The 13202-nt window shown below is 25.6% G+C and carries 12 protein-coding genes; all 12 read right to left on the reverse strand.

Going from position 1 to position 13202, the window contains the following annotated elements; genetic code table 11:
* A partial coding sequence (locus tag B5E92_RS13510; protein WP_343215447.1) for a thioester domain-containing protein occupies positions 1-825 on the reverse strand: 825 nt, incomplete at its 3' end.
* Positions 826-993: 168 nt separating this feature from the next.
* Positions 994-2085 (reverse strand): hypothetical protein, encoded by a 1092-nt coding sequence (locus tag B5E92_RS13515; RefSeq protein ID WP_087303080.1) that lies wholly within the window; start codon positions 2083-2085, stop codon positions 994-996.
* 17 nt (positions 2086-2102) lie between these two features.
* Positions 2103-2588: a hypothetical protein gene (locus B5E92_RS13520; protein ID WP_087303082.1), complete on the reverse strand. Its 486-nt coding sequence runs from the start codon at positions 2586-2588 to the stop codon at positions 2103-2105.
* The gene (locus B5E92_RS15540) at positions 2572-2724 is read right to left on the reverse strand and encodes a hypothetical protein (RefSeq protein ID WP_158095240.1); all 153 of its coding nucleotides are present in this window, start codon (positions 2722-2724) and stop codon (positions 2572-2574) included. The genes B5E92_RS13520 and B5E92_RS15540 overlap by 17 nt, the downstream gene beginning before the upstream one ends.
* A gap of 51 nt (positions 2725-2775) precedes the next feature.
* Positions 2776-3114: a hypothetical protein gene (locus B5E92_RS13525; RefSeq protein ID WP_087303084.1), complete on the reverse strand. Its 339-nt coding sequence runs from the start codon at positions 3112-3114 to the stop codon at positions 2776-2778.
* Positions 3115-3458: 344 nt separating this feature from the next.
* Positions 3459-4145: a Fic family protein gene (locus B5E92_RS13530; protein WP_087303086.1), complete on the reverse strand. Its 687-nt coding sequence runs from the start codon at positions 4143-4145 to the stop codon at positions 3459-3461.
* Positions 4145-4330 carry a hypothetical protein gene (locus B5E92_RS13535; RefSeq protein WP_087303088.1) on the reverse strand — a complete coding sequence of 62 codons (186 nt, stop codon included), beginning with the start codon at positions 4328-4330 and terminating at the stop codon, positions 4145-4147. The genes B5E92_RS13530 and B5E92_RS13535 overlap by 1 nt, the downstream gene beginning before the upstream one ends.
* Before the next feature lie 127 nt (positions 4331-4457).
* Positions 4458-4946 carry a helix-turn-helix domain-containing protein gene (locus tag B5E92_RS13540; protein WP_087303090.1) on the reverse strand — a complete coding sequence of 163 codons (489 nt, stop codon included), beginning with the start codon at positions 4944-4946 and terminating at the stop codon, positions 4458-4460.
* 101 nt (positions 4947-5047) lie between these two features.
* Positions 5048-6289: a hypothetical protein gene (locus B5E92_RS13545; RefSeq protein WP_087303092.1), complete on the reverse strand. Its 1242-nt coding sequence runs from the start codon at positions 6287-6289 to the stop codon at positions 5048-5050.
* A 40-nt stretch (positions 6290-6329) separates the two neighbouring features.
* On the reverse strand, positions 6330-7370 hold the full coding sequence (locus tag B5E92_RS13550; protein WP_087303094.1) for a hypothetical protein: 1041 nt from the start codon (positions 7368-7370) through the stop codon (positions 6330-6332).
* A gap of 110 nt (positions 7371-7480) precedes the next feature.
* Positions 7481-12712, reverse strand: a complete 5232-nt coding sequence (locus tag B5E92_RS13555; RefSeq protein ID WP_158095241.1) for an SNF2-related protein — start codon at positions 12710-12712, stop codon at positions 7481-7483.
* A gap of 52 nt (positions 12713-12764) precedes the next feature.
* A complete protein-coding gene (locus B5E92_RS13560) occupies positions 12765-13067 on the reverse strand; it encodes a hypothetical protein (protein WP_087303097.1) in 303 nt (100 codons plus the stop codon).
* Between the last annotated feature and the right edge of the window lie 135 nt (positions 13068-13202).

Consider the following 13202-nt stretch of genomic DNA (forward strand, 5'->3'; position numbering starts at 1 on the left):
TTGATAATTTGCATATCCTTGTATTACCAAAGGAGCATATTTTAATAAGTTATTTGCAGTTAACCAATCACTAGAATAGTTTTCTGTTACTGTTAGTGGAGCACTTAAATAGAATGTATCGCCTCCATTTACAGTAGCATTTCCACTTGTAGTACTTGTACCTTTTGTTATGTTGTGAAGTGTCACATTATCTTGTAGTGGTAAAGTAATACTTGCATCAGATTTTGTGTTTAAAGTAATATTTTCTGTTCTTTGAATCTTTTCATTTGAATCAAAATATGCACTAACTGTTAAATCATTACTATTGTTAAATGTAAGTGTATTAGTCGGAATAGGTAAACTTTGAATTTGATCCCATCTTGCTTTTAATCCTACGCCAATACTTTCTAGATATTCCCAACTATTGTTACCATACATATCACCACTATAAGCATATGAAGCCATAATGTGTGTATAAAGATATTTTTCTTTATCAGATGTTACAGTATCACCTCTAAAAACATCCTCAGGACCACCATACCCATAGTAAAGTACTTTTAACAATGCTTCATTATTGCTAATTACATAATACGCACTAGCATTAGCTGGAGGAGTATCTTTTGATGCTTCAAGGCAATAAGCTAGATTCCCATCTATATAGCACATTTTAGTTGACCAATTACCTAGCCATTTTGGATAATATATTTCTTCACCCCATGTGAAGTTGACAGTATTTCCAGCTTGACTCACTGCATTTACATTAGTTATTAACGATGTGCTAATAATGCTTAATAACAAAGCAAAAATAGTAAAAAACTTAGGAATTTTTTTTAGTGTTTTTTTCATTTTATTAATCCCCTTTATAATCTGTAAAATAAAAAACAGCATATAGCTGTTTAGAATTTTTTAAAATATTTTATTTATAACATGGATTACGACATTTATACATCTTGTTACCTCTCTTTTTGAAAATAAAAAGATGGTTCCTTATAAAACCATCTAATATATTTATTTTTACCATGGGATGTGGTCTAAACTTCCGTATTCTGTCCAACCAGAACAACTACCATGACCAGCTGCTATCAGTTCTTCATAACTGTCATATTCACCACCATGATCATTACATGTATATTTGACAACAATCTGAATACTACCACCTGAACCTCCTGATGAATTGCCTGAATCACTTGAATTATTACCTCCACCAGTATTTGTATTGTTATTATTATTAGAATTATTACCATTATTAGTATTTCCAGAATTGTTACTTGAATTATTTCCAGAATTTGAATTATTATTGCTAGAGCTATTATTTGTATTGTTTGATCCAGAATTTTTATTTGAACTAGAACTTGAGTTATTAGTATTTGTTTTTGGTCTTGTAGTAACAACTGTTTTTTTCTGTCCAGTAGTAGGATCAGTTTGTATTTCTGTTACTACTTCTGAATTATCATCAACTGCTGGTTGAAAAACAATAATAACTTTAAATTCTTTTTCGGTTTTATTTTCACTTTTGTCTTGAACAGAACACTTAGCCATATATTCACCAGGGGTATTAATATCTATTTGTGAATAATCAATAGTATAGTCAGATAATTCAGATAAATCCGAAGCAGTCATTAAAGATTTAAAATCATAGGTTGCCAAATCTGTTCCTTGTACAATCTCAACTTGTTCAGGTACTAACAGTTCTGGAGCAGTTGAGTCTTTTACTGTAACATTAATATTTGCTGTTTCGTCTTTATATGTTAAAGTAATCACATAATTACCTATTTTTGGATATCCAGCATCTGTTTCAGTTGTTGTACCATCCTCATTGGTTGAAGTTATAACTTCATTTTTTACATTTGTTCTGATTACAGTATTTTTTAGAACATCTTTTTCTTCATCATCATCTAATTTAGATGTATCAATATATTTTTTTACATCATTTGAAATCTTTTCGCCGTATTCAATTGTTATTTCATTATTTTTAATAGCCAATAAATCATGGGAAGATGAAAGAGCATAGATACTTCCAATTACACCAAATATAACTATTATACTTATTACGCCAGCTATGATTTTTTTATTTCTAGTATCGAATAAATTTTTTAACTTTTCCATATAATATCATCCCTTCTTTAATAATAGATCATAATATTCTCTTCTATCCATTTTCTATCAATGTCTATATAATCTAATCTGTTGTCATTTTCATCTACAAAGTAAGATTTGTCACTTTTAAGAAGTGTTTCATGATTATTAATAATACCATCATATTTTTTAAGTGATTCATCATTATCATCGATATAAAAATAATCATAGATATAATAATCGTTACCATTTTCAGCAATGTTCATCTTTATTTCATATGCAGCATCTGGCTTGATATGCTCATGAAATGTAGCATCATATATATACAATCCATCTGAAATATCAATTTTATGAATATATATTATTTCATTTATTATCATATTACTGTTTTCTGTTAAATCATTTAGTCCTCTTAAAATATATTCTTTATCCTCAGCGAAACTATTATCATTACTGCTGTGTGAATTTGAAGAACATGCAGAAACTAAGATGACTAGACTTAATAAGATTGCTATCTTAATTCCCATTTTCATTTTTATTTCCCTCCTGATTATATGTTACTCTAGCGTACATATTTCTTAATTGATAAATTGTCATTTTTTCTAGTGATTCTTTATTTTCATTTGTTAATTTAGATAATTTATTTATTAAATACGTTTTTTCGTTCATTAAATAACCTCCCAGATAATTTATAAATAAGATATAATTTTTAATTAAAATTTATATCTTATTATTAGATTTTTTTATCATTTTTTTTACTTCTTTTTTAAAAATATCTTTTATAATTAATTTATTGCCAAATTTTTTTAGTATTTCTTCTTGATGAGTATTCACATAATTAGTAATTTCTTCATCTTCTTTAACAGCTTTAAATTCATTTAAAAGATTTTCTAGTTCTATGTATACTTCGTTGAAAACTTTGTCTACTGAATCATCATTTATATAACCTTTATAAAATGCTGATCTGGTAGTATTCATTCTTTCAACAATATCTTGTAATTTTGGATCAGTATATTTTTTTAATAATTTTAATTTTTTATTTTTAGTATTAATATTCATTTTTATATTATTCCTTTATAAATAATCACTGAAAAATCACAACTTACAATAATAATGTAGTACAAAATGTACTACATTTCAAGTGGTTTTATAGAATTATATGAAAAAAGACGATAACTTATATGTATCGTCTAAAAAAAAAACATAAAAATTAATTAAAGAGTATTATATGCGAATAGCATAGAACGTTATTGGTTAAAGAATTTTATTTTTCTAACCATGTTAATTATATCATTTTCATTTTCATAAAAATGAGTAAAAAATTCCTATCTTTTATAGTACATTTTGTACTATAAAAATCACAAACTAATTTTTTTCAAGAAAAAAAGAGGCATCATGCCTCTTTATAATTCTATATCATTTTTAATACAATTATCAGCTTCGGCAAACATATCATGAAAATGATTGTTAGAATTATCGCATTCTATAAAAGCTTTTATTAAAGAAATATTGTCGTATTGGTAGTTATACAATAATTTTTCAATATCATAATTGTTAATTAATTTAATTGGATCTATTGATAAATTTAATTTTTCTTGGGCAAAATCTATTGAAAAAAGCATTAGTGTAGTAGAATTGCATCGATAAAAAGGGTGTACTAAATACATATCAGCTACACAAGCAGAAAAAAGATGTATTTTTTCAATATCAGTATAATAATCCCAGAAACTATTGAGATTATTAAATACGGTATCTAAATTCTTTTCTATATTGTAATAGTTGCTGAACTCAACTTCATTGCCATATTTACCATATAAATTCAAATCATAATAATCAACTTCTCGGAAATTCCCAGCAAATTCATAGAGATCTTCTAACAAAAATTCATTAGTTGCAATTAATCTTTTATAGTCAAAATCCATTTTGCTTATTGATGAGTAGGGGAGTTGAATTGCTTTTATTGCAACGAGTAATTTTTCAGTTTCTTCCAATTCTGCATTATCTCTTATATTCAATTTATTTTTGAATACATCATTAGAATAAGTTAATTTTTTTAATATTATTTCTTGTTCTTCAATTGAGTGATACATTATCTTTGACTCCTTTTTAAAATTAAATTGTATAAATCATCTAATTCTTGTTTCCCATCAATATAATTTTTAAAAATATCTCGACTAATTTTTGAGTTGTTTTCTAAACTTGCAAGTGAAATACCTTTTTCTACTATTTTAATTCGATCCTCTTTTGTTGTATTACTAATTAATATATTTTCCATAATTTTCTCCTTGTTATTTACTAAATAAAAAATTAATGAGAGGTTATAAAATAATCTCTCATTAACACAAATATTAAATTAAAAATAAATCAGAAGTGACAATCTGTTTTGTAATCTTTTTTTATTATCAATTTTCCTTTGAAAGTATAGCATTATACATTCCAATATAAAAGTTATATATTTCTTTTATATTAGTAACTTCTAGAAACTCTTTTGATATTGGAGCAGCTACTCCAGTTGAAAGTTCTATAAAGAAATCAATCATAGATTTTTTAGCTTCCTCAAATTCTTTGTCTCCAAATTCAGGAATGCTATGTTTCTTTTGATGGGTAACAAACTGATTGAATGTCAACCCATTTTCTGCTAAATCAATTCCATATAAATATCCTTTATTATAAAATTCAACCGTCTTGTTTTCACCAGTATTATCAAATAATTCTTCTTTTTTAACGTCAAATATTTTAGCAAGAATTTCAATATTTTTTTCAGATGGGAAAGCTCCATTCTCCCATCTACTTAATTGCTGTTGAGTAAATTTTCCGCCCAACTCCTTACTCCTATTGATTACATCAGCTTGTGTAATATTCATATTTTCTCTTAATTCTTTCAATCTCATGTATTTACACCACCTTACATCACTAATATAACATATTTTACATCATTAATCAATGTATAAATGATGTAAAATGATGTAAAATTCATCTTAATATTGTCTTTTTATAATTCGTTAAACATCTCTTTTTGTAGTTCTTCTTCAGTAAGCATTTTATCTATATAATTACATTCTTGTTCTTGTACATAATTACGATATAAGAAATCAGCATGTTTTTCGTTAAAACAATTATAATTTACAATTGTTTTATTTAATAACTTGTCGTGAATCTTTAAAATTGTTTCATTTTTTAAGTGCCATATTGTTGGAATGAATCTATTTTTAAAAATTTCTTCATAGTCGTTTTTATGATTGATATAGTTTTCTTCTTCATCGTTTAACGGTTCGTAATTGATACATTTTCCCCAACCGACAATTATATCAAATTCATCATCGTCATAGACTATATCTAAAATATTATCATCTAATAGTAATAGATTATATATATTATCGACATCTTCTTTAGTAATATAATATTTATGAATTAACTTATCGGTGTTTATACACATATTACCACTAGATGAATCGGTATAGCATTCATCTAAAATTGTATCAATAATGTAATCATATATATTGTTTTTATCATAATAATTAACAGTTATATCATCGTTGTATTTTTCATTAGACCATAATCTAACCAATGTATTGTCATCATTATCCAATTTATGTAGTATATTTATGTCAATATTTTCATTCAATAATAGTTCTAGTTTTAATATGGTATTGCTACCATTTAATATATTATTTATGATTGCAGATGGGACGTTTTTGTTATCAATGATCAGCTTGATAATTTCATTATTATCTTTGAATTTATGATCAATACAATTAATAAATAAATGCTTTAAAATAAAATCTGGTGTATTAAGATTTGTAGCCAAATCTTTTTTAACGTATTTATTATTATAGGTAAGATATGCATGTATAAGGATATCTTGATTTGATTCATATTTATAATTATCTTTTTTATAGAAAATTGGATCGTTTTTAGGATATTTACATATAATATCGTTTAACAACTCATGCATATTGAAAAAGTATATTTCTTCAATGTATGGATTATTGTATTCGTTAATAAGCCATGAAAATGTAGTCAAGACATTTGACTCTATTACTTCATAACTATCAGAATTATTATATATTTTTATTTCATCTAAAAAATGTTTAAAATCATTTTTTAAATAAGTATCATTTGAATGTTTTATAAGATCATTAACTATTTCAGTAATTTCATTAAGTATAAAATATGTATTTTGTTTTTCGATAGCTTCCTGCAATACAGAAATATTATAAATATGTTTAGACATTTTTATTTCTCCTCAGTATTTAAAATATATTAAGATGGATTTAAATTTCTATTTCATCTCTATTTTTAGATAATTCATTAGATATATTTATTTTTGAATTATTTTTATCTGATTCAAGATTAGAGTTATTAAATATATTTTTAAAATTTACATCTATAATAGAAAAAACATCTTCGTATTTAAGGTTATAATGCCCATTATTTAATACTGGAGTTTTACCTGAAATATTAAAAGACGTCCATACTGTATGATCTTTAGGATTATTAATATTTACTGCATCGATTTTATATAGATACCAATCCTCGATACTATTATTTGGATATCCAACTATTATTGGATTATAAGATAAATTTTCATTTATCATGTATTCATTTGCTTTACATAATATTTCTCGCAAATGATATTCCTTAAAATTTTCATAACCACTTTGATTAGGAAATCTATATGAAAGGGCATAGTATCTAAATTTCGGATCATTAGTTGTTTCTAAAAATTTATCGTAATCATATGGACTGTCAATTAAATATTTTTTTACTGCTTGTATTTTATAAATTTCATTTATATTATTAATTACTTTATTTACTAGATCACGATTTAATTGTATGCATTCTTTTTTCGCTTTTTCAAAAATAAATTGCAGATTTTGATTATCATTATTCGCCAGATATAATTTCTTATAGTTATCATCAATTGCGATATATTCATTTTGTGTTTCTACATTTAGAAGATTGCTATCTACACTGTAATGTTGACCATGAACTCTTCCAGTTAAAAAAACTTGAGAATTTTCTCTTTTTTGATAAAAAGTTATACCGTTTTTAAAATCTTGTTTGTATATAGGATTTTCATCTGATAAGAATTCTTCTTTTGAAATGTATGTATAGTTTTCTATATCTTGATGAATATAATCTAGATACTTTGTCTTAACGATAAAACCAGCAATATTATGATTTAATATTGTTTCATTTAGAGCATCCAATCTTTCAATATCTTCATCAATTCCTGATATATCTAATATTTTGAAGTTTTTTAAGTCATTATATTTAATATTATTCAATGTTTCCTCTATATTTTTTTTCATATTAATTATCTCCTTGTATATAAAAAAGAGGCAATTTGCCTCTTTATAAGATTAATAAAATGGATTGAACGATAGAATTTTTAGATCCAACGGTTATTTTTAATATATCATTAGTTTTCTAATACTTGCTCACCACCGATAAATTTATCTTCAGTATTTGTTAACTTAGAATTGATTTCTTTCTGTTCTGTTTTCAGTTTTTTTAATTCTTCCTTTTGAGGAAAGGGTTCTGATACTACTTTTTTTGCTATCTGAAGATTTTCTTTTAAATTGGTCAAATTAGTAGTCATATTTATTACTGTATTAGAAATAGAATTCATTCTTTTTAACATTCTTTCAATATTTGTTCTACCAATTCTGTTTAAAATATCAACTTTATATTCATTTTCAGCTTTGAGATATATTATCCAGCCATTTTCTTTATCATACTTTAATATGATATCAAAGCCACAAAAACACCCTACAGACAAGTTAGATGCAGTAGATTTATTTTTGTCTAAATAATCTAGTAAAACATCATTTGCTGTTTTTATGTCAGTATATCTTTTTCCAAAATAAGTTATAAAAAAATTAGAATTTAAATTTTCTAATGATATACTGGATAATTCAGCTAAAGATTTATCATTTTTGTAAGAAGGAATTATATTTTCAAGATATTCAATCTTACTAGGTAAATCTTGTATTTGTTTTTGAGAGTTAAAATATCTTTTTTGCCATTGTTTTTGAATTGTTTCAATTTTCTTAATGGCATTATCAACTTCAAATTTTCTTTTAATTAATGGATTGTCACTAGCAATTGCTTTGATTTCACTATAAGAAAAAATTGCTTTGTTATCTTCAGCAATTTCTCTAGTTGATGTAGTTCCTTCAAATAGCTGAGCTTGATATGATGCTTTGGTTTCTATCATTTGCCACGAATAGGCATCAAAACTTCTTTTAGTAACATATCTAAACTCATATATTTTATCATATCTATTTCCTTGTCTAAAAGCTCTACCATTTCGTTGCTCGATATCTGATGATCGCCACGGAACATCGACATGGTGCAATGCTATAAGTCTTTCTTGAACATTGGTTCCAGCTCCTAATTTTGCTGTTGAACCCATTAATATTCGTATATCTCCTTTGTTTACTTTATCAAAAAGTTTTTGTTTCGCTTTCATAGTATTATAATCATGAATATAAGCTATTTCATTTTCTGGTATGTGATTAATCATCATTAATCGTTTCAATTCATCATACACATTAAATTTATTTTTGTTAGGTGTTGAGCTATCACAAAAAACTAATTGCGTGGCTTTATCATTAGCATATTGAAAATATAGTTTACTTATATTATCTGCTATTACTTCTAATTTTGTGGTTTCATAAGGTATTAATTCTTCATCAATCAATCGTAAATCAATCGATGCTTTTTTTGAATCTGTTGTAATTTTAAGCATATTATCTACTGAACGATCAACAGAGTTATTATGCACTGCATCAGCACGCTTAGCAATGTTATCGATATATGATTTTAATAATAAAGATGGTTCAATACTTATTATTTGTGGCTTGCCACCAATGTGTGTTGGTGGGATAGAAAATTTTCTCCCAGTTTTAGAATTTCTTAGTGCATTATTTAGCATAGATTCAGTTTGAATTTCTGCAATATCTTTAAATACGGTAATAAGTTCTTGAATATTGAAAAACTTAGAAAATCTTTCCTTAGAAGTAAAACCTTTTCCATCTATAGATATTTCAAAAGAAGTAACTACTTCACCGAAATTTTTTGCCCAGCTATCAAAACAGTAAATTCCCATTTCCTCTAATTGATCATTTTGTAAATATTTTTGTAATACATACAACTCAGCCATTGTATTACTAATAGGAGTACCAGTTGCAAAACAAATATTACCACCATTTTTTTGTATCCATTGACATTTCATTAACATATCTGATGCTTTCTTTGATTTTGCTGATGGAATACCAGCTATGTTACTTCTCGCTGAATATATATATAAATTTTTAAATTCGTGTGCTTCATCAACAAACATATAATCTATTCCTAATTGATCAAAAGTAATTCCTTGATCACGGTGTTTAGATTCTATTAATGTTTTTATGTTATTTTCTATTGATTTTTTGGTTCGTTCCAATTGTTTTACTCTTTTTTTCTGTCCTTTATTATATTTGAAATTAATATCTAAATTTAATTCATCAATAGCATTTTGTAATTTTTCTATTTCATTTTGCATTGCATTTTTTTGAAATTCTAAACTCATTGGAATTAATCCAAATGAAGAATGAGCCATAATAATAGCATCATAATTACTAGTTGCAATTTTATGGATAAATAATTGTCTTTTATCTTTTGTAAAATCTTTATTATCTGCAACTAGAATATTGGCATGAGGATATAGTTTCATAAAATCTTGTCCCCATTGTTGTACTAGATGATTTGGTACAACATATAACAATTTGTGACGTAATCCCATTTGTTTCATTTTCATTCCAGCAGCAATCATTTCAAATGTTTTTCCTGCTCCAACTCGTTGAGATAGTAGGGTGTTTTTTGAATCGATAATACGAGCAATAGCATTTTTCTGATAATCTTCAAGCAATATACTACTATTCATATCTGGAAAAGTTAAATAACTACCATCATACTCTTTTAATCTGATAGAATTAAAAATATCATTATATTTTTCTGTTAAATAATTTCTTCTGTCAATATCTTCAAAAATCCATTCCTTAAATTTTTCTTCTAATTGTTCAGCTAAATTTTTGGCAGTTGTAGTACGCTCAATATTTAGTTTACGTTTTCTTATTTCTTTTTCGTCTGTATATTCGCTCCAATAATCATAAATTGATATAGTTTTTGAATTAATGATATCTTCAATTAAGTTCCATCCATTATAAACTGGTTGAGAAATAATATGTTCTTTATTGTCACTGCCAATGATCGTACTATTATCGGTACTTTCAACATTCCAATTATTATCAATTTCTGGATCGTTATAAGTATAATATTTATCAATTATCCATATTCCAAGATTTTTATCATAATTAATATCAAATGTTTGATAACTAGCTGGTTTAAAGAGATACTTTATAAATTCATGCATTATTTCGTCATCTATCCAGTTAGCTCCCATTTGTATTGTAATATCTTCAGATTCTATTAGAGGTGGTAATACACCAGATAATGCTTCTATATTAGTTTCAGCATTATAATGTTTAGCTATTTTTAATTTTTTTCTAATATTACCTGATAGATAATCATTAGAGCCAACTAGTTTTTCGGTATCTGGTTCAATAAATGCTAGTCTTTTTTCTAGTAATTCTTTTTTAACAGTATCACTATTTTTATTATAAATTGTGCATATATAATCTATATCTATTTTACCAAAATTATTATATGATGCACTAATAGCTGATTCTAATGAATCAGCTACTTTCAATTCTTCAACAGGATATATAGTTTTTTCAAAAAATATTTTTTCTTTTTTGGCTGTTTTATTTTCTATGTCTACATCTTCTAATGCACGAACCAGTGAAAATCTATAATCTTCTTTAAATAATCTTGAATTTGACAATGTGTAAATGTAGCCATATTTAAGAATGAATTCATCATACAATTTATTTAGTGTATTTCTTTTATCAACATATTTATCATTATCGATATTATTGACTTGTGCTTCAATTACTTCATTTGTAATTTCGGCTATTCTTATTAATCCAGATAAACGCTCTTGATCTTTGATTTTGAGATTATCTACTTCAGTAATGTTTTCCATTGATTTATAATATATTTTTTTATTTTCTATAAAATAACTGTTTGGTGCATATTTATTAATATCTTTAATTTCTAAATTACTGATGTTGGTTATTTTTTCATTAGAATAGAAAATGTTAGAGAATTTATTAATTATTTTTGAAAAAAGAAATTCAAATTTTTTAGTATTGATACTATTTTCAGTGACATTTTCAAGATCAAGTAATACTATTGGATCATCAATTACTTCAATTTCATATTTTCCATATTGATTTTTTCTTTCAACTACATTACCAAACACCATATCTGGATTATTAATAAAATAATTATTTATTTTTCGATGAAATTGTTCATTTATTTTACTAGTACTTAAATATTCTTCGCTATGGAAAATAACCTTATTTTCTATTTTTTGTAAGAAAATTATATCACTAGTCACTTGAGTATTAGCACCATTAATATAAAATGTATTCGATGGTAATCTAATTGCACCAATAAAATTGGCATGTTCGTTAATATATTCTCTAATATTGCTGTTTCCATCAAGCGTTTCAGTTGATGTAATTACTGCTACAATTCCACCATCATGTACTAAATCCAATGATTTAGCAATAAAGTAATTATGAATATTAAAATTTAATTTATGGTATTTTTTATCATAAACTTTAAAATTGCCAAATGGTACATTAGTAATAACTAAATCAAAGCAATTGTCAGGGAAGTGGGTATCTTCAAAACCAGCAATATTTATATCATTACGATCATATAAGTATTTTGCAATATTACCAGTTATAGTATCGATTTCTACACCAGCAACATACGATTCTTCAATCATCTCTCTAGGCATTCTTCCTATAAAATTTCCAATTCCACAACTAGGCTCTAATATATTTCCATATTTAAATCCTAATTTATCTATTATTTTATACATATTATCTATGATAACATATGGTGTATAAAAACTGGTAAGTGTACTGGCACGAGCATTATTATATTCTTTTATAGTTATTAGATTTTTTAAAATTTTTCTTTGTTCTTTCCAGTCTAAATTGTTTTCATCAAATATTTGACTGCAACCACCCCAGCCAGTATATCCAGCAAGGATTTTTTTCTCTTCAAATGTTGCTGTTCTATCTTCCTTTTTTAATACATCCAACAATTTTATAGCTTTAATATTTCGCTCATACTTTCTTTTAATTGATAATTTTTGTTCTAATTCATTATCTAAATAGAAAAAATTGTTTTCTTGTATTGGAATAGCTTCTGTTTCTGAATCCATTCCATTGTCAATTCTCTCGCTTGTTTTTCTATCGTTTCCATATAAGTAACTTTTTGCTGAAATGTTGGATTTGACGTGTTTGGATTCTTTTGATATAGTTCGTTGATTATCATCTGATACTGTATCAATGTTTCTTCTTCCAGTTGTTGAATTAAATCCGATAGTTTGTTCTTTAATTGTAGCTCGTAATATGCTTGACGATTCTTCTCTTTCAGCATTTTTGTTATAATCTGTTTCCAATTCGGTTGAGAAGAATTCGAATATAGATAGTTGTTCATAATTTTTTTCCTTCTTTCTTGTAACCATTATACTAATCATCCTCCAAATAAAAAAGAGGCAATTTGCCTCATTAATGATTTTATAAACTTAAACTTTCATCTTTTGTTTGAACTTGATTTTCAACAAGATATGTAACAGCTTGTAGCAATTGATTTACGTCTTTGATTTCTTTTTTTTCATTATGATACATTAAAAAATAATCGGTTTTTTCAACGTCTATATTTATAGGATATTCTTTATCGTTATATGTGAAAACATCTTTACTAAATTCTTCCATTATTTTTGATACAGAAACATTTCCAGCTTGATCATTGTCTAAAACAAGTTCGATTTGCGAAATATTTTTTAAATTAGGATTGTTTATTAAATTATACTTAATCATGTTAAGAACTGCTCCACTTCCTGAACAACATAATATATTAGAGCCTAGTTGTGGAATTGGAAATTTTATAGGAAGAATGCCTAGAGAGATGATTGAAGAATCGTATGTTGCTGGTGTAGAAATCGATACTATAAC

Source organism: Erysipelatoclostridium sp. An15 (assembly GCF_002160675.1).
GTDB classification, from domain to species: Bacteria; Bacillota_I; Bacilli_A; order Erysipelotrichales; family Coprobacillaceae; genus Thomasclavelia; species Thomasclavelia merdavium.